This is a genomic window from Olsenella sp. DNF00959, from assembly GCF_001553055.1.
Classification (GTDB): domain Bacteria; phylum Actinomycetota; class Coriobacteriia; order Coriobacteriales; family Atopobiaceae; genus Olsenella_I; species Olsenella_I phocaeensis.
The window spans coordinates 109,158-131,088 of record NZ_KQ960127.1 but is presented as its reverse complement, the minus strand read 5'-3'; the positions used below and the strand labels follow the sequence as shown (position 1 = coordinate 131,088).

The 21,931-nt window shown below is 64.8% G+C and carries 21 protein-coding genes, 1 tRNA gene and 2 pseudogenes; 8 read left to right on the top strand and 16 right to left on the bottom strand.

Going from position 1 to position 21,931, the window contains the following annotated elements; translation table 11 throughout:
• Window positions 1-2: 2 nt before the first annotated feature.
• A complete protein-coding gene (locus tag HMPREF1868_RS04295; protein ID WP_062530746.1) occupies window positions 3-1,016 on the top strand; it encodes a hypothetical protein in 1,014 nt (337 codons plus the stop codon).
• A gap of 337 nt (window positions 1,017-1,353) precedes the next feature.
• Here HMPREF1868_RS04295 and HMPREF1868_RS04290 read toward each other — a convergent pair whose 3' ends face one another.
• Window positions 1,354-2,103: a VaFE repeat-containing surface-anchored protein gene (locus tag HMPREF1868_RS04290; protein ID WP_062530744.1), complete on the bottom strand. Its 750-nt coding sequence runs from the start codon at window positions 2,101-2,103 to the stop codon at window positions 1,354-1,356.
• 112 nt (window positions 2,104-2,215) lie between these two features.
• Here HMPREF1868_RS04290 and HMPREF1868_RS04285 point away from each other — a divergent pair, with 112 nt between their 5' ends.
• The 4 genes and pseudogenes from HMPREF1868_RS04285 to HMPREF1868_RS10130 form a co-directional block, all read left to right on the top strand.
• The gene (locus HMPREF1868_RS04285; RefSeq protein ID WP_062530740.1) at window positions 2,216-2,731 is read left to right on the top strand and encodes an IS110 family transposase; all 516 of its coding nucleotides are present in this window, start codon (window positions 2,216-2,218) and stop codon (window positions 2,729-2,731) included.
• A gap of 786 nt (window positions 2,732-3,517) precedes the next feature.
• Complete coding sequence (locus HMPREF1868_RS04275) at window positions 3,518-3,865, top strand: site-specific integrase (protein WP_062530736.1); 348 nt, start codon at window positions 3,518-3,520, stop codon at window positions 3,863-3,865.
• Window positions 3,805-4,143, top strand: a pseudogene (locus HMPREF1868_RS10190) (tyrosine-type recombinase/integrase); the annotation flags it as partial. The gene HMPREF1868_RS04275 and the pseudogene HMPREF1868_RS10190, both read left to right, overlap by 61 nt.
• Window positions 4,144-4,252: 109 nt before the next feature.
• Window positions 4,253-4,636: pseudogene (locus tag HMPREF1868_RS10130) on the top strand (tyrosine-type recombinase/integrase); the annotation flags it as partial.
• 156 nt (window positions 4,637-4,792) lie between these two features.
• On the opposite strand, the gene HMPREF1868_RS04265 reads toward HMPREF1868_RS10130, so the two are convergent.
• The 3 genes from HMPREF1868_RS04265 to HMPREF1868_RS04260 are packed head-to-tail and all read right to left on the bottom strand — an operon-like array spanning window position 4,793 to window position 7,667.
• Window positions 4,793-5,821 (bottom strand): ATP-binding protein, encoded by a 1,029-nt coding sequence (locus HMPREF1868_RS04265; protein ID WP_231782254.1) that lies wholly within the window; start codon window positions 5,819-5,821, stop codon window positions 4,793-4,795.
• 33 nt (window positions 5,822-5,854) lie between these two features.
• Window positions 5,855-6,241: an AlbA family DNA-binding domain-containing protein gene (locus HMPREF1868_RS09550; RefSeq protein WP_082719522.1), complete on the bottom strand. Its 387-nt coding sequence runs from the start codon at window positions 6,239-6,241 to the stop codon at window positions 5,855-5,857.
• Window positions 6,242-6,287: 46 nt separating this feature from the next.
• Window positions 6,288-7,667, bottom strand: coding sequence for an FAD-dependent oxidoreductase (locus HMPREF1868_RS04260; protein WP_062530732.1), 1,380 nt, complete (start codon window positions 7,665-7,667; stop codon window positions 6,288-6,290).
• Window positions 7,668-8,245: 578 nt separating this feature from the next.
• Between HMPREF1868_RS04260 and HMPREF1868_RS04255 the strand changes: the two genes are divergently transcribed.
• Entirely contained in the window at window positions 8,246-8,566 is a 321-nt protein-coding gene (locus HMPREF1868_RS04255; protein ID WP_062530731.1) for a hypothetical protein, read from the top strand.
• 143 nt (window positions 8,567-8,709) lie between these two features.
• Here the strand turns inward: HMPREF1868_RS04255 and HMPREF1868_RS04250 are convergent, their stop codons facing one another.
• Genes HMPREF1868_RS04250 through HMPREF1868_RS04240 form a run of 3 tightly spaced genes read right to left on the bottom strand, consistent with a single transcriptional unit; the run spans window position 8,710 to window position 11,732 of the window.
• Complete coding sequence (locus HMPREF1868_RS04250) at window positions 8,710-9,723, bottom strand: hypothetical protein (protein WP_156439412.1); 1,014 nt, start codon at window positions 9,721-9,723, stop codon at window positions 8,710-8,712.
• Between the two features lie 40 nt (window positions 9,724-9,763).
• On the bottom strand, window positions 9,764-9,982 hold the full coding sequence (locus HMPREF1868_RS04245; protein ID WP_062530727.1) for a hypothetical protein: 219 nt from the start codon (window positions 9,980-9,982) through the stop codon (window positions 9,764-9,766).
• A gap of 13 nt (window positions 9,983-9,995) precedes the next feature.
• On the bottom strand, window positions 9,996-11,732 hold the full coding sequence (locus HMPREF1868_RS04240; protein ID WP_082719521.1) for a DUF262 domain-containing protein: 1,737 nt from the start codon (window positions 11,730-11,732) through the stop codon (window positions 9,996-9,998).
• A gap of 381 nt (window positions 11,733-12,113) precedes the next feature.
• Between HMPREF1868_RS04240 and HMPREF1868_RS04235 the strand changes: the two genes are divergently transcribed.
• Window positions 12,114-13,613 carry an ATP-binding protein gene (locus HMPREF1868_RS04235; protein WP_062530723.1) on the top strand — a complete coding sequence of 500 codons (1,500 nt, stop codon included), beginning with the start codon at window positions 12,114-12,116 and terminating at the stop codon, window positions 13,611-13,613.
• A 204-nt stretch (window positions 13,614-13,817) separates the two neighbouring features.
• Here the strand turns inward: HMPREF1868_RS04235 and HMPREF1868_RS04230 are convergent.
• Window positions 13,818-13,894 (bottom strand) — tRNA-Met (locus HMPREF1868_RS04230).
• A 157-nt stretch (window positions 13,895-14,051) separates the two neighbouring features.
• Between HMPREF1868_RS04230 and HMPREF1868_RS04225 the strand changes: the two genes are divergently transcribed.
• A complete protein-coding gene (locus HMPREF1868_RS04225; RefSeq protein ID WP_062530721.1) occupies window positions 14,052-14,708 on the top strand; it encodes a glycerol-3-phosphate acyltransferase in 657 nt (218 codons plus the stop codon).
• A 511-nt stretch (window positions 14,709-15,219) separates the two neighbouring features.
• On the opposite strand, the gene HMPREF1868_RS04220 is transcribed toward HMPREF1868_RS04225, so the two are convergent.
• From HMPREF1868_RS04220 to HMPREF1868_RS04185, 8 genes are all read right to left on the bottom strand, one after another.
• Window positions 15,220-16,065 carry an HAD family hydrolase gene (locus HMPREF1868_RS04220; protein WP_062530719.1) on the bottom strand — a complete coding sequence of 282 codons (846 nt, stop codon included), beginning with the start codon at window positions 16,063-16,065 and terminating at the stop codon, window positions 15,220-15,222.
• 193 nt (window positions 16,066-16,258) lie between these two features.
• Entirely contained in the window at window positions 16,259-16,729 is a 471-nt protein-coding gene (locus tag HMPREF1868_RS04215; RefSeq protein ID WP_062530718.1) for a GNAT family N-acetyltransferase, read from the bottom strand.
• Window positions 16,730-16,847: 118 nt separating this feature from the next.
• Window positions 16,848-18,350 (bottom strand): sensor histidine kinase, encoded by a 1,503-nt coding sequence (locus tag HMPREF1868_RS04210; protein ID WP_062530716.1) that lies wholly within the window; start codon window positions 18,348-18,350, stop codon window positions 16,848-16,850.
• Entirely contained in the window at window positions 18,338-19,000 is a 663-nt protein-coding gene (locus HMPREF1868_RS04205; protein ID WP_062530714.1) for a response regulator transcription factor, read from the bottom strand. The genes HMPREF1868_RS04210 and HMPREF1868_RS04205 overlap by 13 nt, the downstream gene beginning before the upstream one ends.
• 99 nt (window positions 19,001-19,099) lie before the next feature.
• On the bottom strand, window positions 19,100-19,513 hold the full coding sequence (locus HMPREF1868_RS04200; RefSeq protein WP_156439410.1) for a hypothetical protein: 414 nt from the start codon (window positions 19,511-19,513) through the stop codon (window positions 19,100-19,102).
• Between the two features lie 12 nt (window positions 19,514-19,525).
• Complete coding sequence (locus HMPREF1868_RS04195) at window positions 19,526-20,365, bottom strand: ABC transporter permease (protein WP_062530710.1); 840 nt, start codon at window positions 20,363-20,365, stop codon at window positions 19,526-19,528.
• Complete coding sequence (locus tag HMPREF1868_RS04190; protein ID WP_197414944.1) at window positions 20,362-21,198, bottom strand: lantibiotic immunity ABC transporter MutE/EpiE family permease subunit; 837 nt, start codon at window positions 21,196-21,198, stop codon at window positions 20,362-20,364. The genes HMPREF1868_RS04195 and HMPREF1868_RS04190 overlap by 4 nt, the downstream gene beginning before the upstream one ends.
• A complete protein-coding gene (locus HMPREF1868_RS04185; protein ID WP_062530708.1) occupies window positions 21,195-21,908 on the bottom strand; it encodes a lantibiotic protection ABC transporter ATP-binding protein in 714 nt (237 codons plus the stop codon). Before HMPREF1868_RS04185 ends, HMPREF1868_RS04190 begins: the two co-directional genes overlap by 4 nt.
• Between the last annotated feature and the right edge of the window lie 23 nt (window positions 21,909-21,931).

Sequence of the window (21,931 nt, the reverse complement as noted above, 5' to 3'; positions counted from 1 at the left end):
AAATGAAAATTCATTACTTCCAACGCTACCAGCAAAAAGAAAACGTTGCGACTGCGAACACGATGCTGTTACTATCGCGCCTATACCAGTATTCCCCCGATAAGTTCTTCCGCTTTCTAAAGGCAGAATCCGATGCTTTTGAACCGGAGGTTACTTTTACCCTGCAGGAGAAGAACGAGTCCAGCGTTCCCGACGCGACGATTACCCAAGAAAGCTTCAAGGTCGTCGTGGAGACAAAACGGTCCGATAAGTTCGATCTGAATCAGTTAGTGAATCACCTTGCTGCATTCGACGATCAAAAATACAAGCGGCTAGTTACGCTTGCACCTATTCCAATGAGTGAAAGCATGAAGAAGCTCGTCGAGGCTGAGATATCAAAGCACAAAAAAGCCTCGGGCGAAAAATTTGGCATCGTTCATGTAAACATGACATTCAAAGAGTTGGCAGATGCGGTTCAGGACGTCCTCGATGACCATGATTACGATATGCAGGAGGTGCTCGACGATTACATCGACTACTGCCGCCATGACAATCTGATTGTCGAGCAGGACTCTTGGAAGTACCTGCGCATGCGGCTATGCGGCACCACCTTTGACTTCAATAAGAAGAGCGGTCTGTACTACGACAAAGCCGAACATGGATTTAGACCACATGACTATCTCGGCTTGTACAAAAACAAGAGTATCCGGGCGATCGGGAAAATCTGCGCGCGCATTGTAGCGTGGGAAGAATCTGGGAAAATGCGGTATCAGCCTGAATTCGGGGAGTGCACAAAAGAACACATGGACACAATCGTTGAGGCGATAAAGGACGGGAAAAATTACGGCTATGATTTGGCCGCAGAAAAGCATCGATACTTTTTCGTGGACCAATTTGTTGAGACTGATTTCAGAAAAGTCACCCCGTACGCTCCAATGGGAGCAAGGATCTTCGACCTCACTGATGTTTTAGGCGCTGACAGTCTCCCTGACGTACAAGAAATCGCAAAAGCACTTAGCACGAAAACATGGAGCTAAGTGCCTGGAAGCTGTTTTTCTGACAATAGGGCAAACACCGAACTGATAGCAGAATGCGCCTCGGATGACCGGGGTGCATTTCGTTCACATTCTCTCTCGTATTCTTATCGCTCCCGTTCCTCCGCCCGCGACGCTGCGCCGGACGCCCTACAACAGGCGTAGGCGGCGAGCGTCACGAAGCCGGAGAGGAAGCCGGCTATGCAGGCGACGATGCTCCATCCTCTCCCTCGTCCTCCTCGCGGCGCGGGCCGATGCTGCGCGCGATGCCGATGACGGTGGCGGCACAACCCGCCGCAGCCAGGGCGCAGATGCCCACTATCGGCAGCTCGTCTCCCGTCTACGGGAGCTTGCCGCCGGGCGCCGGCGCCTCGCGGGTCTCGGGCGGCACGAGCTCCACGGTCTGCCCCTCGTCGTTCACGTCGGCATGCGAAGCGACCTCCTGGCCGTCCAGGGTGAGCGACTCGAAGGCCACGACCGCGTGCCCTGAGAGCTCCGCGCCGTCGAAGGTGAAGGCGACCTCCTGCGTGCCGTCCGCCGCGTCGGGCACGAAGGCCACGGTGGAGGTGGCGGCCTTGCCGTCCGAGCGGACGGGCTCGCCGGTCTCTTTGTCCACGAGCGTGCCGGTGAGCGTGTACTCCTCGCCGGGCGTGAGCCCCGTGCAGGAGACGGTGTCCATGATTGTCACCGAGTCGTCGGCCACGGCCTCGTGGTCGCCGTCGTCCGCGTCGGTCGCCTCGGTCTGCACGCCGGACGCGGGAGGCGTCTGCGTGGGCGGCGCATCGTTGGTGAGCGTGCCCAGATCCACGGTCACGCCATCGCGGTGGACCGAGACGTCGAAGGCCGGGATGAGCGCGCGGTCGGCATTGGCCTCTGAGGGCTGCTCCTCGACCGTGTAGTCGTCGTAGGGCAGCGCGCCCTTGGCGTCGTCGGGGTCGGAGCCTCCGAACCACACGCCGGAGTCCGCCGTGCCGCCATTGGTGTCCTTGGTGTGGGCGTTCCAGCTGGCAGCCGTGGAGGCCTGGCCGTTGCCGTCGGTCACGATCATGTGGCTCTCGCCCGTGGTCTTGCTGGTGATCTTGAAGGGCACGCCCGCGAGTCGCTGCTGGTGCCGTCCGCCACCTTCACGAGCGCGAGGTCGTCGCGCACCACCTGCTCGGTGAACTCGCCTTCGGGCGTGAGCTCGAAGACCGCGGAGCCGTGTGGCCCGCATCCTCATTGGCGGGACGGCACGCCAGACCTTCCTGCACCACCTGACCTGCGTGAGGTGCGCCGGGACCGACAGGCGCCAGCTCGAGAGGCGGGTAAAGGAAGGAGCGCGCAAGGGCAGGTGGGCCGCCACCGTGCGCGCCCTCTCCTGCGTCAGGAGCATAGACGAGATAAGCGCGTTCTGCCTGGCCGCGGAGGCTGGCTGCCTCTCGGGGTTCCCCGCCGCACCGGAGTATGCGAGCTGGTGCGGACTCGTCCCCTCCGAGCACTCGTCAGGCGAGAGGGAGGAGACGGGGCACATCGCCAAAGCGGGCAACTCCGCGTCGAGGAGGACGCCCGTCGAGAGCGCCTGGCACCATGCGAGCTGCTCGGCAAGGCCCAAGCGGCTCCCCGGCGAGTGGGGCGCGCCCACTGCCGCCATACGCCCGCGCGGCAACGCCTGCGCCCGCGAGCTCGCCTGCTGGGTCTGGGAGATAGGCCGTGGGGCGGAAGGCACCTATCACAGATAGTTCCCCCGTATCCCATGGGCATCTCTGCCAGGAGGGCCTGCGGCCCTCGACGCACCGCCGGGAGCCGCTCGCGACTCCTTTTTTGGACAACCGCAAGGCTGCGTCCGCCACAAAGACTGACGTTCGCACGAGGCTCCCAGGCGAAGAATCGAACTGCGGCACCACGCCTCCCTACCAATTGCTGGGCCCTATGACCGGCAGGGGCGCGGGCACAAGCCCGCGAACATTAGCTTGCCAGGCAAGCGTCGACCAAGAGATGCGTGCCCCCAGGCCCACGCCTGGCTGGAAGTGACGGCAGGCCGCTTGACAACGCTTCTCTCGCATTATAAGAAAGGCCAGGGGTTTTCGCCGCTGACCTCCAGTTTTATGGTCGCGGTGGCAGAATTTGAACCTGTGACCTCCGGGTTATGAGCGACCCAGAGGGCGTTTCATACCAGTTCCAGCGATTCCAGAATTGCAGCGAACGGTACCTGAACTGTGGTTTTCCCATTCTCCACGTTCTGTGCGCTCTGGGTTTCCTGTCCTTCCGACATCCGTTTGTCGGTCATTTGTTGGTTCTGATGTCGGTGAGAATGTCGGTTAACAAATGGCTGTGGAAAACGGACGTTTGGAGGACCGATGGAGTACGCGAGCAGGGGGCCTGAGGAGGCGCGGCGACACCGACCAGTGGGAGGTGACGCTCTCCCGCAGGAATCCGATAACCGGGGAGCCCGAGAGGCTCTACTGCATCGCGAGGGGCAGGACGAGGCGGGCAGCCGAGAAGGCGCGCGACGAACTCATAGCATAGTGCAGCTCGAGCTGGAGGGCGGCACCGCGGCGTCCAACGTGTGCGTTCGCGACTTCATGGACGCGTTCCTGCGCTACAAGGAGGGCTCCAAGACGATAGAGCCCTCCACGGTACGCAGCTACCGCGCCGAGACAAAGCAGATCTGCCACTACCTGGGCGACGTGAGACTCTCGGCGCTCACCGTGGCCGACGTCAACGGCTGGATGGCCCGCATGACCGCCGACGGCTACGCGCCGAAGTCGGTGGCCAAGCCCTTCCGCCTGCTGAAGCAGGCCTCAAGTGGGCGATGTCGCAGGACCTGGTGCGCAAGAATGTCTGCGAGTTCTGCAAGCCGCCCAAGTGGGTGAAGACGCCCATAAACGCGCTCGATCGCGCCGAGCGCACGCGCATGCTGAGGCTCGCCGTCGCGGCCGAGGCAACGAGCCCGCTGGGCCTGGCCATAGAGCTCGCGCTCACCACCGGCATGAGGCGCGGCGAGGTGTGCGCGCTGCGCTGGAGCGACGTGGGGGGCGACGGCACCGTGACCGTCTCCCACGCGCTGGGCAACGGCGAGGGCGGCTTCTACCTGAAGGAACCCAAGACCGGAAGCTCCGCGCGCACCATACCGCTCACGGCGCACACGGCGGCGACCCTCAGGGCCAAGCGCGCCGACTCCCGGCGCGTGCTGGCCAAGATGGGAGTCCCCGCCGGCGACCCCTTCGTACTGGGGACACAGGAGCCCGAGAGCAGGCCCTACAACCCCACGCAGCTGGGGAAGGACTTTCTCGGCGTTCTGCAAGATGAACGGCTTCGACTGCACGTTCCACGACCTTCGGCACATCTTCGCCACCATGATGATCGGGAACGGCTGCGACGTGCGCACCGTGGCGAGCTACCTGGGGCACGCGAGCGTGAACATGACGCTCGACATCTACGCGGACGTGGACCCGGAGGCAAAGAGGGCCGCCGTGGGCAAGGTGGACGAGAGCTTCGACCTGGACATGAGCTCGCCGGCGCTCTGGGAGCCGCAGGTCGCACAGCCAGCCGCCGAGTCGGAGGGCCTCACGTTCACCGTGGGACAGCTAGAGGCCATGCTCGCCGAGGCCAAGCGGAGGGAGGCCGGCCATGAGGGCGCTTAGGGCACTACTGCGGTTGCTGAAGGCCGTCGCGCGCATCGCGCTGCGCTGGATGTAGCCGCGCCGCTAGAGCCTACTCGAACCCGAGGTTCGACCTCCACGGGCCCCTTTACCTGTGAGGCCCTCGGACGGGCCGGCGTTACTCGAACCTACTCGAACCTACTTGGACCCATGCAGGGAATAGTACTGCGACGGGTCGTGGGCGCTGTTGCCGTGCCAGTCCAGAATCCCCTTCTTTACCAGGGACTTGAGGGCTGGTCGCGAGACCTTTACGCTGCGGCCGAGGTGGTCGGCGAGCTCTCTGGCGGTCACCCGCCCCCTCCCGTACACGTACTGGAGGGCGGCGAGCTCGTACTCGCCCAGGGCGCCAAGCGCGTCCTTGCCGATGTCACTCGCGATCGTGTCGCCCCGGCGCAGGACGCGCGAGGTCGCGCTGTTCTCGAGCGTGAGCCTCACCGAGGCGCCGTTCGGCTCCGAGAAGGTGGGCTCCCTCAGGAAGAAGCTCACCATCTCGTCGTATATGCGCTGCACGCCCTCGTTGAGCTCCCTGACCCAGCCGAACTCGACCAGGGTGCGCGCGATCGTAGGGTTGCGCGACCAGCGGGTGTACTTCATGTTCTCGAGCGTCACGATGTTGGGGAGCTTGCCCGGGCTCGTTATCTCGAGGCGGTCGTCGTACATCATCACGCGGATGTGGTCGCCGCTCATCGCGTAGTCGCGGTGTGTGACCGCGTTAACGAGCCCCTCGAACCAGGCGAACTCCGGGTACTCCGGTATGACCTTGAACCTGCCGTCGTCCCCGAGGTACTGGAACTCCCTCAGCTGGCTCGAGATGAACTCCTTCGCGCCATCGATGGTCTTGGGGAGCGGCCCGTCGAAGGTCCTGTCCTTGACTATGTTGAGCCTGCGCCCCGTCTCCATCTTGCTGCCGTCGAGGCGGATGACGCGCACCCGCGCCCACGGCATGAATCTGGCGGGGCTCTCCGAGAAGAGGAGGACTCCCGCGTTGGTGAGGTGGCCGTCCTGGAGGAAGCCGCGGCTCCGGAGGACCTGCTCGTCGCTCGCCTCCGTGCCGAGCTCGGCCTTGTAGCGGGCCATCACCTCGGGGTCCACGTCCCCTATCGAGGAGCGCTCCTGCACCTCGTCCTCGTAGCGGCGCTGGTTCTTGTCGTACTCGAGCGCCAACACCTGGTCGCGCTCGAGCTCGACGCTGCTGTCCTTCTAGCGCAGGAAGACCGCCTTGTCGCTGCGCCTGGATATGACGTGACCCGACGAGGGGCTTATTTCGAGCACGAGGATGCGGTCGTCCTCTCCTCGCGAGTTGGTTACGGGGATTCGCGCGGGATGGACCTCCGGCACGGGCTCGCACCCCGCGAGCGCCGCCTGTTCGAACTCCTCGATGCTGCGCGCTCCGCCCCTCTTGAACCCGGTCACCGTGCCGTCATCCTCTATCCCGATGACCAGCTTGCCGCCCGACGCGTTGGCGAAGGCGCAGATGTGCCGGGCCGTCTCTTTGGGATTGAGCCGGGCACTCTTCCGGTCGAAGTACTGGTTCTCGTCCGCCTCGGCGAAGAAGCCAGGGTCGTTGTTGTCCAATGGCAGCTGCATGCGCGTCTCCTAAAAATCAGAAAGGGTGCAGTCCCGTCCCCTCTGGCTAGCCGAGCAGGGCGTTGAATACCTCCGAAGAGCTGGGATGCGTGTAGATGCCCTGCCCAAGCTCGGTTGCGCTCACGCCGTGCGCCATGCAGACGGCGACGGTGTTGATGAGCTCCTGCGCGTCCGTGCAGAGCAGGGCCGCCCCGAGGATGAGGTCAGTCTCCGTGTCCACGATGAACTTCGCCATGCCTTCGCTCTCGCCGAGGATCTTGGGGCGCGGCATCACCGCTAGGCTCGCGATCGGCGCCTTCCGCACCGCATACGGCCTGCCAGAAGCCGCAGCCTGCTCCTCGGAGACGCCCACCGTCGCGAGCGGGGGCTCCAGGAAGGTGGTCGTGGGCACCGTGCGTCCAGCGGTGCTGCGACCCGCCAGGCCGGGGTAGGTCTCGGGCCAGGCGTCGGCGAGAATCACGCGGTGGTCGTCGAAGGAGACGTAGGTGAACTGCGGGCCGCCGTTCACGTCGCCGGCAGCCCAGACGCCCTCGACGGAGGTCCTCAGGTGCTCGTCCACCTTGATGGCGCCCCGCTCCGTGAGCTCGATGCCCGCCGCAGCGACATCGAGCGCAGCGACTTCCGGGCGACGACCCACGGCCACGAGGGCCGCATCGGCAACGACGCTGCGGCCGTCCTCCAGGACCACCCGCACGGTGCCGTCCACGTCCTCGAATCGCTGCGTCCGCGCCTGACAGACGAACTCGACGCCCCGGGCCCGCAGGATGTCCGCGGCACAGGAGGCGACATCCTCGTCGAAGCGGGAGAGGGGCCGCGCGGCCGTCTCGAGCAGGGTCACCTTGGTGCCATACGCCGAGAACAGCGTGGCGAACTCGAGGCCGATGGGACCACCGCCGACGATGGCGAGCTGCGCAGGCAGATGCTCGATGTGCTGGATAGAGGTGGAGTCGAAGACGCGGGGCGAGTCGATGCCCGGGAGGTCGGGCCTAAAGGCGGCAGACCCGGTGTTGACCACGATGCGCGGGGCGCTCATGCGCACGACGCCCTCCGCCGTATCGACGGCGACCTCATGAGGACCTACGAAATGGGCCTCTCCCACCACGACCTCAACGCCCGCATCGGCCACCATCTTGAGATTGGCGGCGTTGAGCGTGGCGATGAAGCCGTCACGGTGCTCCTGGGAGCGCGCGAACGCGGCGGCTGCCTCGGCGGGGTCTGCGGCGCCAACGCTGGCGCGCCTATGACGGTCGGCATCCACCAGCAGTGTCTTGGTCGGGATGCAGGCGATGTTGATGCAGGTGCCGCCATACATCTGAGGGTCTCTCTCAATTAGGGCAACTGAATCGCCGGCCTTGGCCCGCTTCATCGCAATAGTCTTGCCCGCCTTGCCGAAGCCGATAACCAACAAATCATAGGTATGAGCCATAGCAACCACCCCAGTCTCCTCTACCGAGCGGCACTGCCAGCATGCACGTATGTGCAAAGCTTATAGCAAAATTCCGCACAATCCAGGCAAGGAAAACCAATGCGCACCCGGTCCTAGGGCCTAGGGCCTAGGGTCAAGAGCGTGGCACGGGCACGACAGTCAGGGCGAGCACAGCCGCAACGCTAACGCACACGCCTCCGGCGCACAGTCACGCCGCAGCTACGCCGTTTTCTGAGCGGCTTCTAACCTGCCAGAAAAAATCTTTGGCGGTCAAATGTTGGTCACATGGTGGTCAAAAGAAAACCCCGACCTGTCTTCGCAAGCCGGGATTGTGTTTCTGGTCGCGGGGGCAGGATTTGAACCTGCGACCTCCGGGTTATGAGCGAGTCAAGCTGGAGGTTCCGCAAATTCTCCCTCGTCTACCTCGTCTGGACGCACTGCGCCGAGCAGGCGTTTTGTGTCTCTTCGCGTCTCCGACGGTCTGCAGGATTCTGCTTCTCTTGCATCTCCAGCCTCGTTTTGGCGGACACAGTGCCGGTCAGAAACGGCTGTCGAAAACCGAGTGGAAGGAAGTGGAGATGCAGGACCTTACCTACACCAGCCGTGGCCTGAGGAGACGGAGAAACAGCGACCGATGGGAGGCGGTCCTCTCGCACGCCGACCCCGTGACGGGCGAGGTCGTGAGGACGTTCCACACGGTCGAGGGCAAGACGCGCCGGCAGGCGGAGCGCGCACGCGACGCGCTCATCCTCGAGCTCGTGCGTGCAGGGAACGGCCTAGTGAACTGCAACAGGCTCGATCACGTAGCCGATTTGACAGACCACATTGTCCCGTGCGCCGCGCAGACGATGGAGTTCCTAGAGGCCGCTAAAGATGCTTTGGCCGAAGAAGACGAGTGAAAGGAGGGCGCAGACGCTCTTGGCATAAGCGAGAATAGCTATAGGTTTCTCAGCGATGCCATAGCTGCCATGTCGGGGGCGGCTGACGGCCCATCTGCAAACAGGTTTATTTTGAGTGACGGTCCCGCACGAGGGATATACGACTACTTTTCCTCATCCTCGGCCGCACTCTCGGTATTCCTCTTCTTGAGAAAGCGGATGCCTTGTTCGTCAACGAGAATTGAGTCAGCCTTGTTGTAGGCGAAGTCTAAGCGGTCGATGACCCTTGTCTCAGCGTCTGCGATGTCCTTTACGGGACTCTCTTTGGAGACGGCCTCGTGGAGGTCCTTTTTCCTCAGCTTCGTCTTCCTTCTTCCCTCGCCAATCACCACGAGGGGCGTAAGGCGGTTTGCCAGAGCGGCAGCATCGTGCACAGCGTCGAAAATAGGATTCTGCCTCTCGTATCCGTCATCGACCTCCTCGGGGATTGCCGCAATATTACCCACCATACGCTCGACCCTGTCATCCAGGGAGACCTGCGCAGCTGAGCGAGCTTTGTTGCACTCTTCGAGGCGCTTGTTCGCCCTCTCTCGTTCCATCTTCAACCGCTCGGGACTGAAGTCCTGCGAGTACTGCACGGCCACCTGCTCGGCCGCAGCACACAGGACATAGGCGGCCGTAGCCTCCCTGTCCCTCAGCCGGAACTCGTCGTCTTTGGCAACCACGGTGCGATCGTCCATGAACTCGCCGTGCAGGCTACCGCCGAAGAGTTCCATAGATTTGACCTGGAACTTCCATCCCTCAAGAGTTCCGACACCGATGTTCTCTATGCCGTTGAGCACCACCTGACGCCTCGCGGGGTCTGCGGCAATCTCGTCGTAGTGCGACGCATACTCCTGTAGCTTCTCGAACTGCGCTTCGAGTTTCGCTTCGCGGTCGGCCCGCATGTCTCTCTGGATGGCTGCAATGCCCTCCTGAATCTCGCCGAGCTGGTCGTTAATCTCCGTCATGTAGGCCTGGCCCACCGCTAGAGCGGCTCCCTGCAGGGCAAGGTTGGCGACAGCAGCGGACTGCAGCTTAGCCTGCCTGACTGCGATCTGCCCCTGGTAGCCGTCCTTCCCCTTTTCGATGCCGGCCCGCATATAGCCCTTGAACTCGGCAGCTTTGCGTGGGCTCATATCGGCCCACCCGTAGTTTTTTCGGAAATTTGACCAGCGCTTAGTTCCACTGTTCCGCTGTGTCTACCGCCGCCCCGGCGAGCGGGACAAGGCCCTTGACCATCGCCTTAGCGCGCTTGGGGTCAAGCGGCAGTGCCACGGCGTCGTATTCGGAGAGCTCGAGGTCGTCTCCGCTCGTCACGGAAATCTCTTTCTCGTCATCAGCGCCGGTCGATAGCGTATCCGAGACTCCGCTCTTCTGGACATTGTCTTTTGGCATGTACGTTCTGCTCCTATTTTGGCCAGACACGGACTGCCATGTCCGCAAGCCTCTTGGCGCGCTCGTGAATCTTTTCCTCATCCCATGCAGCAGCCGATAGGACGCCGTCCATAGTCGTAAGCCCCGCCGCGCAGCCCTCAAGGCCCGGCGCGCCGTTCTTGCCAGCCTTCTTGGTCACCCAGCCGGCATCCCTGATTGATGCATTCAACGCCTGCGTGATAATCGCAAGGTTTCCAAGGGTAAGCAAGGTGGCGTCGCGGTTGCACCCTCCCTCTTCCGTGGCAAGGCGCCCCCAGTTGTTACGCCACTTCTTGGGCATAAGATGCTCCAAGCTGTACCCATCGAAGCCAAGCAGAACCGTGCTGCTATTAGCCAGACGCTCTTTGCTCTCAATCAGATACAGGATCCCCCTGGTCTGCAGATTGATATAGCGTGTCTCGCCTGTGAACGCGCTCTTTACTTCCTCGTCTGTCGGCATCTGCGTGGTCGAGTCCTCTTGGGAGGCGAACTCATCACACAACACATCCGGGTCGAGCACGTTTCCGAGTATCAGGGAGCTGAAGAAGCGGTTGTAATTCTTCGTCGTGGAACGGCACACCACTCTACGCATGACGTAGCTCTCCATCGCTCCATACATTTCGTCCCTGACGGCAGGATCTTTGACGTTCTTCGCAATGTACAGAACGTATGGGATCAGGGTCGAGTTCTTCAAACCGAAAATCACGACGTTTAGACGCCCAATGGAGGAGTCCCTGGGGACGGCCCTTTGCACGCACCCTGGGTCGAACGTCCTCTTGAAAACGTCCGCGTATGGTTTAAGCTCGCGCACGAGGTCGAGCTTTCTATCCTCTCCCCCGTAGTATTTCTCGATGAACTCCTTGTAGGAGGTGAATAGCCAGTCGACGCGCCCAAACGACTTTTTGTCCTCTGTGCTCACGCCGTAATTTTTCTGTTGGGCTTTGATCTGGAGGAAGCTGTCGAAGAACAGGTCGATGAGCGAGCGGCGGATACGGCCTGTCACGATTTCCTGGCTCCAATAGTCTAGGTCGTCTTCGACCTCGAACACAGATTCCCAGCACTTCTGGTAGTCCTCCACAGTCTCTCTGCTGAAGAAGTAGTTCTTAAGCAGCTCGGCGGTAGTGAGACGGACGCCGCGGCTGTTGATGGTGTCGAAGATCTGCTGCTCGTCCTCTCCCTCATCAACCTCTATGCAGACCAGCTGGATGTTCCTTTTTAACGTCATCACGTCAACATCATTGACGTCTATTCGCTCTAGGAAGTAGTTGAATGCTTGGACTATCCGATGGTTGCCTTTGCCTTTGGCCTCCTGCCTAGCTGGTTCCTGGAGTTCCATGATTCGGCTGAAGTCGTCGGTATCGTTTTTGCTTGGTGCAAGCGCTGGCTTTCCGCTTTCGAGGAGGAAGCCCCCGAACTTTTCCGGTTGCCCGTTCTTAAGAGTGAGGGCCTTGAAGTAGATCATGATCGTAGTAAGGCGCTGCTGACCATCTAACGACCAGAGCTCAACCTCATCGGTTATGATTTTCCGGGTCCATCCTCTCCTCGGCCTGCGAGGCGACGCCGCTAGCCTTGCAGCAGGCCAGGGCGCTCGCCGTTGGAGCCGGCCGTCTCCCTGGTCGGGGGTGAGACCAGTTTCACGGTCTGGCCCTCGTCGTCGATGTCGGCGTGGGACGCGACCTCTTCCCCACCCGTGCGCGAGGACGGTGTACGCAACCTCGTCATGGGCGGCCATCTGGTCCGCGCGGCGCCGTCGGCGCTCTCAGGGGAATCAACGCATTGCGGCAGGCCGCGAGAAGGTGTCCCTGGATTTTACTATCGGCCCGGAGTTCCCACGGGCGTCCGCGGACGTCTCGCAATAACGCTCGCGCAAACCAGAGACACACCGGCGTGGACAAGCGGAACTCGGGAAGCTACTTGGGAACTTAGGAAGACCGCGCTTCCCAAGTTCCCAAGTTTCGAGCCAATGAACGGCCAACGAAAACGCGCTTTCGCCCTGCAACAAGGCCGCCTGCTGCGCCTTTCTCGGGATATAATGCAATCTACTTAGGAACTTTACTTCGGAACTTAGGAAGTCTTCCCTTCCCAAGTTCCCAAGTTCGTCGAAGGAGGGCCCATGTACATAGCCAGCGACGAAGACCTTGCCGCCGCGATGGACCGCATGAGGAAGGCCGGCACAGACTTGGCCGAGTACGAGGTCAAGTCCGCCGCGGGCGGGTTCCCCAAGAGCATCCCCGATACGATATCGGCGTTCGCGAACACCTACGGCGGGACCATCGTGCTCGGCGTGTCCGAGAAGGACGGCTTCTCTCCGGTCCCGGACTCCGATACGAAGACGCTTCAGTCGAAGCTCGCGCAGGCGGCCCGCGAGCTCGTCGAGCCCCCGCAGGCCGTCGACCTCCTTGTCCTGCAGCTCGAAGGCCGCCCCGTGGTGGTGGCCAACGTGCGGGAGGCCCCGGTGCGCGAGAAGCCCTGCTTCGTGAGGAAACTCGGGCAGATGGGCGGGTCCTTCGTCCGGACGGGCGATGGGGACCATAGGATGTCGCTCTACGAGATCGACCGCTTCATCGAGAACCAGCACCGCACCGCGCGCAACGACGCCGAGCCGGTTCCTGACGCGACCCTCTCCGACCTCGACGAGGACCTGCTGGAGGGATGGCTCTCCCATGCGCGCGCCACGACGCTCGACCGGTCGAGGGCGGTGGGCGACGAGGAGCTGATGGCCAACCGCCGCGTCGCCGCCGTGGACGGGCATGGCGCCCTCCGCCCCACGCTCGCGGGAATCATGGCCCTCGGCAAGTACCCGCAGAAGTTCTTCCCGCGTCTGGACGTGGTGTTCACCAGATACCCCGGCCCCCGCAAGGGCGAGCTGGACGAGGCGGGCAGGCGCTTCGTGGACTCGGCCAACGTCGACGGCCCCATCCCGCAGATGGTGGTGGAGACCGTGCGCGCCGTGTCGCGGAACATGAAGCACGGGGCAATCGTGAGAGGGGCCCTGCGCGAGAACGTGCCGGACTACCCCCTTCCCGCCGTGCGCGAGGCGGTAGCGAACGCCCTCATGCACCGCGACTACTCCGTCGACGGGCAGGGCACGCCGGTCCTCGTGGACATGTACCCCGACCGGCTGGAGGTATCCAACCCAGGCGGCCTCTTCGGGTCGCTCACGGTGGACAGGCTGGGCGAGAGGGGCGGCACCGCGTCGAGGAACCAGTTCCTGGCCCGCATCCTGGAGGACGTCCCCTACACCGACTACGACGGCAGCACGGGTCGCGTCGTGGAGAACCGGGGCTCCGGCATCCCCACGATCAACCGGGAGCTCGCCGACGCACTCATGGAAAGGCCGATCGTGCGCAGCACGCTCGACGGGTTCGACATCACCTTCAGACACAGGAGGATGACCGAGGCCGAGGGCGCGGGATACTCCAAGGGCAACATGGAGGAAGCGGTGCTCGCATACTTCTCGGAGCACGAGAGCGCGAGCACCTTCGAGGTCGCCAAGGCCTCTGGCACGTCGACGAAGACTGCGCTGCGCTACATCAAAGCGCTCTTAGACGAGGGACTGCTGGAGCCCATCGGGACCAAGAACAGCCCGAAGAGAAGGTACCGGCTGAGCTAACGGGGATGATGCGGCACGGAGCTGCAGGGGCCGCGTCGACAAGGGCACGTGGCTCACTGCGGTCATCACCTACCGGCAGAGCCGCGGGCGCAGGCAACGCTCGTTTTCGGGCGAAAAAAAAATGGTAATGCTCGAATCGATTCGTCGGCAAAATGTCGGTTAAAAGAAACCCCGACCTGCCTTCGCAGGTCGGGGTTGTAGTTTTGGTCGCGGGGGCAGGATTTGAACCTACGACCTCCGGGTTATGAGCCCGGCGAGCTACCAGACTGCTCCACCCCGCAATGTCTGGGCGCAACCTGTGCGCAAAGAGATAATATAGGGACCCGAAGACAGACGGTCAAGCTCCATCGTGACTTCCAACATATCCCTTCACAATTGCGCCACGATTCGTCCGCTCTATGCAATTTCACGCGGATTTGCTCACAAGAGAGGTCTTACATGGACACCACACCCCTCGCCGCTACCCTTGCATCCCTGCTCGTAGGCTATGCCTTCGGCAACTTCCTCACGGCCGATGTCGTGGCCCGCGCCCTCACCCGTAAGAGCGCCTTCCAGACCGGCGTGGGTAACCCAGGAATGGCAAACATAGGTCATGAACTGGGTAAAGGCGCGGCCCTTGTCGTCCTTGCCGGAGACATCCTCAAGGTGGTCGCTGCCTGGGTCCTCTGCCGCACGCTCTTCCCCGGCAGCACCGAACTCGCTGGCAACGCCGCTGCCCTTGCGACCACCCTCGGCCACAACTTCCCCGTCTGGCATCGGTTCCGCGGCGGCAAGGGCGTGACCACCACCTGTTCCGCAATCATCCTTGCCACGCCGGCCATCGGCATCACGAGCTGCCTCTTCGGGCTCGCCGTGGTCATCATCTCCGGGTACCTCTGCTACGGAGCGGTGGCAATCACCCTCGCCTACCTGGTGGGGTCTATCTTTCTGGCGGTAGTGGGCGTCACCTCTCCCCCACTCGTGGCCTTCGCGCTCGTACTCTGCGCGCTCATGTTCGTCGCGCACTGGAGCGCCATCCAGGCGGCACGCAACGGAACCGCCCGCCGGGCGAGCATCTCGACCAAGCTGAGGGAGAGACTGGACCTGAACGGGTAGCGCCGAACGCGTCTGACGCGCCTGTTGATAAGCGTTAGCTGCTATCGAGCACGCTCAACGCGTTCGATTGTCTCGCCAAGACGTCCAGCGCGTCCGAATGCCGCCCTGCAACGTTCGATGCGTCTGAATGTCGCCCTGCAACGTTCGATGCGTCCGAGACTCCCGTCACCACGTCCAACATGCGTGAATTTCTCTCCACTACGTCCAACACGTCTGACGGCATAGCGTTTGCCCAGTTCAGCGATTTCAGAAAAACGCGTTGGACGTTCTCGCAACAAATTCGCACGCATTGGACGTTCTCGTGACGCAGGCACGCGCGATGGACGTTCTCGTGACGCAGGCACGCGCATTGGACGTTCTCGCGACATAGACGCACGCGATGGGCGTTCTCGCAACACAAGCACGCAGGCTCGCACGCGTTGGACGCGCTCGTAGCAGGGCCACACGCGTCAGATGCCCTAGCCGCAGTGGAGAGAAACGCATACGACGTTCTCGCAGCCGCAACCATGCTCTATGCGCTCATGAAATCCGCCGGCTCGTCCGTCCCAGCCACGCGTGCGAGCTCGCGCAGCGCCACGGGCACGCCGTCGTCCAGGCAGGCACCGATGTGCCAGCGCGCCGCCTCGGCGGCCGCGGGCATCGCGTTTGCCACCGCGACGGAGTTCGGCACGCGCCCCATCATCTTGATGTCGTTCTCTCCGTCGCCGAAGAAGGCAACCTCCTCGTCCGAGATGCCCATGGCGGCGATGAGCTCGTCCAGGCCGGACGCCTTGCTTACGCCCTTGGGAAGCACGTCGAACCAGTTGGCGATGGGTGCCACAATGTCGAACTCCGGAGCCAGGCACGCAGCGATGCGTCGCACGTTGTCCATGTTCTCCTTCGAACCGCTGCAGGCCATCGCACCGGCAATGAAGTCGATGTCGGGCAGCTGCTCGCAGGGTATGCCGTTGAAGCGCAGGCGGCTCTCGTAGGCGGCCATCTCTGCCGTTCGGGCGCCAAGCACGTATACCGGGTTGGTGTAGTCGGTCTTGGCGGGGTACGCGCAGAGGAAGACGCCTGGCACGGCAAAGAAGGCGTCCGCGAGTCGCTGGAGCGCCACCTTGTCCATATAGTGTACCGCGACGAGCTCGCCGTCGAGCTTGACCTTCTTGCCGTTGGAGAGGATCCCCGTCTCGAAGCAGGACTCGTCGCCACCAAAGAAGCGCCTGAGCTCCTGCTCGTCGCGGCCGGTCGCGGGGCCAAAGCGCAGGCCAGCCTCGCGCACGAGGGACACCGCCTCGAAGACCGAGTCAGAGACGAGGTCCTGGCCAAAGGGAACCAGCGTGTTATCCATGTCCGTGAGGGCGAGCTTGATCATTGTGACTCCCGTCGGGCGGCGCGCCAAAGGCTGCCGCATGCCAAAAGAGCAGATGGCCCGCCGGGGTGCTCCCTCGAGCCATGCAGCCCAGTCTAGCACGCACGACTCGCAGTCCTCGCAGCGCGGAGGGGCCACCCCTGGGCCGGCTACCGGGACCGCGCCTCTTCCTTGGCGTCGCCTGCTGTAGGACCTGCTACAGGACCTGCTCCAGGCAGATGAACTGGTCCGTCATGCCCATCTTGCGATAGAAGCGCAGCGCGGCGTCGTTCCCTCCCCACACGTGGAGCGTGACGTTGTGGAACCGGTTCCTCCTGGCGTAGTCGAGCACATGCTCGTAGAGCGTCCTCCCCACGTGCATCCCGCGCACGCGCTCGTCGACGCACAGGTCGTCGATGTACAGCGTGCGGGTGCCATGGCGGAGCTCGGACTCCTCCGTGACCTCGACCTGGCAGAAGATGTACCCGAGGAGCGCGTCGTCCTCGTCCACGCAGACGAAGATCGGCTCCTTGTCGTCATCCAGCTTCGCCAAGAGCTCCCGAGCGTCGTACTTGGTGGCAGGTCCCTTGAACAGGTCCGGGCGAATCGCATGGTGGACCATGTTCACCTCGACCAGGAGGCGGAGAATGTCGTCTACGTCTCGCTCCTGCGCCCTTCTCACATGCATCCGCTTGGCTCCCCTCGCAGACGTCATTTGCCGTGGCCGCCTGATTCTACTCGGCGGCACGGCGGGACGAGGCAGGGCGGACGGTCAGGTTACCCGACGTTCACCGAGGCCATACAGGTTACCCGACGTTCACCGAAGCCATGGGGGCGACCCCTCCGGCCTGGGCGAGCGGAAGCACGATGGCGGCACGCGCCCCCAGGACGGCTCCCCCGCCATCCTGGCGGTTGGAGAGCTCGAGCCTGCCTCCGTGCGCGGAGGCGACGTCTGACGCGATCGAGAGCCCGAGCCCGAAGTGGGAGCCCGCACCGGAGGTGCGCGACTTGTCCTCGCGCCAGAAGCGCTCGGCCCCGTGCGCCAGGACGTCGGGCGAGAAGCCTTCCCCGTCATCCTCGACGGCGATGGAGATGCCTCTCGAGTCGCCGGAGAGCACAAGCGTCACGCGTCCGCCCCTCGCGTGCTCGCAGGCGTTGTCGGCCAGGTTGAGCACAGCGCGGGCCAGGGCGTCCTCGTCCCACCGCGGCGTCGGCACCTCTCCCCTCGCGATCGCGTCGCACAGACCCCGGAACGACGGCTCCCGTGACACCCCGAACAGGAGGCCATGGGCAGAGACGAGCCTTCCCACCTCACCCTCCAGACCGTCGGCCAGGGCAGCTGGGTCCACGGGCGCAAGGTCCAGCACCTCCGCATGCCCGCGAGACGCCTCGACGATCCTCCCCACGAAGGCGTCCATGGACAGCGTCGCGTCACGGATGGCCCGGACGCACGCAGCCTGCTCGCCGCCGAGCCTCCCCCTCGCGGCGTCCTCGTCCAGCAGCTCGGCATTGCCGAGCGCCACCGTGAGCGGCGTCTTGAGGTCGTGCGCGAGCGCCGCGACCTGGTCGCGGCCCCGCTGCTCCGCCGCCCTCTGCGCCTCCAGGGAGCGCCTCAGGGAGAGGCGCATCCCCTCCATGGCGCGCAGGACGTCGTCCACCTCGACGACGTCGCTCTTCCCCACGGGCACGTCGAGGTCCTGCCTCCCGACGGCTTCCGCCGCCTGCACCAGGGGAGCCATCTTGCGCGTCAACACGCGGCCGGCGCGCAGGGCGATGAGGGAGACGGTCGCGGCGAACGGAAGCAGGACGGCCCACAGCAGCAGGCCCTGGGGGTCGGGCAGCGCGTCCCGCACGCCCTTGTCGGACCACTGGGGGACGATGTCGTAGCAGAGCACGCATCGTCCCCCGTCCGGCAGTTCGACGGTGGCATAGAAGGACGACCCGGACTCCATGGGTCGGGAGTCCCCGCCTTCCCGTCCGGCGGCCAAGACCCGGGCCACGTCGAGCCGGCGGCCGCCCATGTCGGACTCGAGCAGCTCGTCAGCTGGACCGAAGCGGGCGTAGCGGTACGCCGACGGGATGTCGGAGGAATCGAAGGGGGACTTGCTGGCGAGGACGGCCCTGACCTCGTCCAGGTGCGTCTCCCCATAGTTGGCCGCCAGGACGTTACCGGATTGCAGCTGCCAGGCAAAGACACCCGTCGGAATGGCCGTGGAGAGGACCGCAACCACGAGCACATAGAGGAAGTAGCGCGAGATCACCAGGGCGAGGGGGATCCGCGTGCGCCGCATCGGGCCTACGAGGACCATCGGTACCCCATCCCCCGCACCGTCTCGATGGGGTCCACGCCCGCGGCATGGAGCTTGGCGCGCGCGTTGCTCACGTGCATCGACACGGCGTCGTCCCCCGCGTCCGACGCCCACCCAAACGCCCCGTCACGAATCTGGTCGCGCGAGAGCACCTGCCCGTCGTGCCGCGCGAGGAACTCGCAGATGGCATACTCCGTGGGCGTGAGCGCCACGGGCCTGCCAGCGACGGAGAGCGCCCGGCCGCCGAGGTCGAAGCGGACGTCGCCGAGGGCAAGGACGTGGGTGTGGGTACGTCCCTCTCGCCTCAGGTGGGCGGCCACCTTGGCGCGCAGCTCGGCCACCCCGAACGGCTTACGCAGGTAGTCGTCCGCGCCCAGGGCGAGCCCGTGCACGGCGTCCTCCTCGGCCACCTTGGCGGTGAGGAGGACTATGGGCGCGTCCACGAGGTCGCGGATGCGCCCGACCAGCTCGAAGCCGTCCATGCCAGGCATCATCACGTCGCAGAGGACGAGGTCGTAGCGCGAGAGGTCGCGTCCGGGCACGGACGCGGGATCGTTCTCCACGTCGACCACGTGCCCGTCGCGCGCGAGGACACGGGCGAGCAGGTCCGTGATCGCCCGCTCGTCGTCTATCGCCAGGATCCGCGCCATGGGACCCCACCGTCCTCTCCCTCCGGCCCCGGGGACCGCAGTTCCGTCACCGCCATGATAGGCAAGGAGGGCGCCCGCACGCCATCCCCCAGGCCCGCGTCACCCCGCACCGAGGGCGTCGCGCGCGGTCTGCGGGACCTCGGACTCGTCGACGCCGTCGTAGCGGACGCCCGAGCTCCCCTTCGCCTCGATCCTGAGCCACCCCTGTCCGGACGCCTCGCGCCCGAAGAGGATGATGGTCACCATGAGATGCGTGCCATCCTCTGCGGCCGCCTCCACGTCGTAGACGAAGTTCACGCTCGATCCGGACGCGTCCGGATATGAGTCCACGTGGGCCCCCGGAGCCGGACAGCGCGCCCACACCATGCGGGACGGCACGGGCAACAGCCTGTCGGCCGTGCTCTTGGCCACCGTTCCGGCACCAGAGCATCCCTGAATCGCGGCGCATACGAGCATGGCTCCCGCTGCGAGCGCAAGGGTCACGACGACCCGTCCCCACGTTCTTACGACCATGCCGAACACCCCCTACTCCCCGCGACGCGCGGGCTCGAAGCGCGAGACCCACCACTGCACGGCCACCGCGAGCAGGGCAGTCGCCACGACGCACGCGCCCGCGAGGCGAGCCAGCACGGCCGCGACGGCACCCGCCCCGCCAGAGACGAAGAGCTCCACGCCGAGGGAGCCCAGGCGTGCGGACCAGCAAGCGGGAACCAGGCCGAACGCGCTCGTCCCGACGGCGGTGAGCTCCCCGGTCATGAGGCCGTGCGCGAGCCCGCCCACCGAGAAGAACGCGAGCATGAGCCCCGCCGCGCCCACGGCGATGGCCACGTTGCGGCCCCAGCGCAGCGCAACCGCGTAGAGGAGCAGGTAGAGCAGGATGCTGCCCAGGGACAGGCCCGCAAGCGCAAGCACCCACACGCCCGCCCCGAACGGACTCCTGCCCGCCACGTGCAGCACGGTGGCGAAGGTGCCCAGCGAGAGGGCGAGGGCGGCCGTCCCCATCAGCCACAGAACGCAGAGGCGCGCAGACAGGGCGATCCGACGCGACGGGACGGACAGCAGGGCCGAGAGTCCCGTGGCCTCCCCCTCGCCGTCCGCGTCCAGACCACAGACGATGCCCGCCATGAGAGGCATCAGGGCCCCCAGCAGCTGCACGAAGGCATCCGACCCCATGGCCGGGTCCCAGGGCGCATAGGCGAAGTACGCGCCGCAGGCGAGGCCCGCCGCGAGCGCACAGGAGAGGTGGAGGGGCACGAGGGGCGACCGGCGCAGCCGCAGGGCCTCCGCATGCAGGGCGCGCGGAAGGGTCGTCCTGGGCGCGGCGCCCCTGCCGGAAGCCCGCGACTCGCCCTTGCGCGCCCTCATCTGAGCTCCTCCGAGCGAGAGACCCAGACCGCCCCCGCCGCCGTCAGGGCGGCGGTGAGCGCGCAGGCCACGGCGAGCGCGAGCGCGACATGGCCTCCCTGGGAGACCGCCTCCACCGTCGCCATGCCGGCCGACGCCGGCTCGCCGCTGGGCAGCACGGGGAGGAACGCCGTGGGCAGCACGATGGTGGCCGTGGGCGGGCAGGCGGGCCAGAACGGCACGGCCGACCAGCCGAAGCTCAGGACCAGCTGAATCGCCAGGGGGACGAAGATGCCCGCGAGCATCCCCACGCGCATCGCAAGCAGGAGCGTCGCCGGAACCATCCACGAGCTCGCGACCACGAGGGAGAGCGCCGCCGCCAGCATCGACTGCAGGCTTGACGCCCCCTCGGGAGCCACGAGCGACAGCGCCACGTACACGGCCAGGACCACCAGGTTGGCGAGCAGCGAGAGGCCCAGGCACCAGATGACCTTGGCGCACCACGCGCGTCCGAGCGGCACGCCGTCGGAGAGCAGGGCGCGGTTTCCCATGCGGGCATCTGCGTTGGCCACCGTGGCGGCAACGAGCGAGAGCATGACCGGCATCAGCAGCACGTACCAGTAGTTCCAAGGCGTGTACGAGACTTCCGAGCCCGGCACGATCAGGACCGCCAGGGCAGCAAGCAGCGGGAAGGGCAGGGCGAGGGCGACCGCCAGCCGCAGGGGCGCGGCGTGCCTCGACTTCAGCGCTTCCGCGCGCAGCACCGAGACGAGCGTGGCGCCCACGGCGCCGGCCCCCTTGGCACTCTTGGTACCCTCGTCCCTCCTCGCCCCGCGGCGCGACGCGGCGGTCATCTGGACCCCTCCTTCCGGCACACGTCCATGAAGAGCCTCTCCAGGTCCTCTCCCTCGCGCAGCGCGTCCTCGTAGGCGAGCCTGCCGCCCACGATGATGCCCACGGAATCGGCCATGTGCTGGACCTCGCCCAGGATGTGGCTGGAGAGCAGCACCGTGATGCCACGCTTCGGGAAGCTCCTGACCAGCCCGCGCAGGTCCTCTATGCCCAGGGGGTCGAGGCCGTTGGTGGGCTCGTCCAGGATCAGCAGGCGGGGGCTCGCGAGCAGGGCGAGGGCGATTCCCAGGCGCTGCCGCATGCCCAGCGAGAAGCGGCCCGCACGCTTGGAGCCCGTGTCGGTGAGGTCAACCGTATTCAGGACCTCGCCGATGCGCCCCTCCGGCAGGCCAAGGAGCGTGGTGCGCACGCGCAGGTTCTCGCGGGCGGTGAGGTTGGGGTAGAGGGGCGGCTGCTCTACGAGCGAGCCTATGCGGTACAGGTCGTCGCGACACCAGGGGCGACCCTCGAAGAGTATCTCGCCCTCCGTCGGGCGCAGCATGCCCGTGATCATCTTGAGGGTGGTCGACTTCCCCGCTCCGTTGGGACCGAGGAGCCCGTATACCCTCCCCTCCTCGACGTGCAGCGAGACGTGGTCGACCGCCGTCTGGGCGTTCGCTCCACGCCCGAAGCGCTTGACCAACCCGCGCGTCTCCAGGACACATGCAGCCATGGGATCTCCTTCCGTTCTGGCTT

What these genes read in the sequence shown, in the direction of transcription:
- HMPREF1868_RS04295 (WP_062530746.1), top strand. Translation starts at nt 3, where the DNA reads ATGAAAATTCATTACTTCCAACGCTACCAGCAAAAAGAAAACGTTGCG.
- HMPREF1868_RS09550 (WP_082719522.1), bottom strand. Translation starts at nt 6,241, where the DNA reads ATGCAGCTGCCATTGGACAACAACGACCCTGGCTTCTTCGCCGAGGCG.
- HMPREF1868_RS04260 (WP_062530732.1), bottom strand. Translation starts at nt 7,667, where the DNA reads ATGGCTCATACCTATGATTTGTTGGTTATCGGCTTCGGCAAGGCGGGC.
- HMPREF1868_RS04255 (WP_062530731.1), top strand. Translation starts at nt 8,246, where the DNA reads ATGCAGGACCTTACCTACACCAGCCGTGGCCTGAGGAGACGGAGAAAC.
- HMPREF1868_RS04250 (WP_156439412.1), bottom strand. Translation starts at nt 9,723, where the DNA reads ATGAGCCCACGCAAAGCTGCCGAGTTCAAGGGCTATATGCGGGCCGGC.
- HMPREF1868_RS04245 (WP_062530727.1), bottom strand. Translation starts at nt 9,982, where the DNA reads ATGCCAAAAGACAATGTCCAGAAGAGCGGAGTCTCGGATACGCTATCG.
- HMPREF1868_RS04240 (WP_082719521.1), bottom strand. Translation starts at nt 11,732, where the DNA reads ATGGCCGCCCATGACGAGGTTGCGTACACCGTCCTCGCGCACGGGTGG.
- HMPREF1868_RS04235 (WP_062530723.1), top strand. Translation starts at nt 12,114, where the DNA reads ATGTACATAGCCAGCGACGAAGACCTTGCCGCCGCGATGGACCGCATG.
- HMPREF1868_RS04225 (WP_062530721.1), top strand. Translation starts at nt 14,052, where the DNA reads ATGGACACCACACCCCTCGCCGCTACCCTTGCATCCCTGCTCGTAGGC.
- HMPREF1868_RS04220 (WP_062530719.1), bottom strand. Translation starts at nt 16,065, where the DNA reads ATGATCAAGCTCGCCCTCACGGACATGGATAACACGCTGGTTCCCTTT.
- HMPREF1868_RS04215 (WP_062530718.1), bottom strand. Translation starts at nt 16,729, where the DNA reads ATGCATGTGAGAAGGGCGCAGGAGCGAGACGTAGACGACATTCTCCGC.
- HMPREF1868_RS04210 (WP_062530716.1), bottom strand. Translation starts at nt 18,350, where the DNA reads ATGGTCCTCGTAGGCCCGATGCGGCGCACGCGGATCCCCCTCGCCCTG.
- HMPREF1868_RS04205 (WP_062530714.1), bottom strand. Translation starts at nt 19,000, where the DNA reads ATGGCGCGGATCCTGGCGATAGACGACGAGCGGGCGATCACGGACCTG.
- HMPREF1868_RS04200 (WP_156439410.1), bottom strand. Translation starts at nt 19,513, where the DNA reads ATGGTCGTAAGAACGTGGGGACGGGTCGTCGTGACCCTTGCGCTCGCA.
- HMPREF1868_RS04195 (WP_062530710.1), bottom strand. Translation starts at nt 20,365, where the DNA reads ATGAGGGCGCGCAAGGGCGAGTCGCGGGCTTCCGGCAGGGGCGCCGCG.
- HMPREF1868_RS04190 (WP_197414944.1), bottom strand. Translation starts at nt 21,198, where the DNA reads ATGACCGCCGCGTCGCGCCGCGGGGCGAGGAGGGACGAGGGTACCAAG.
- HMPREF1868_RS04185 (WP_062530708.1), bottom strand. Translation starts at nt 21,908, where the DNA reads ATGGCTGCATGTGTCCTGGAGACGCGCGGGTTGGTCAAGCGCTTCGGG.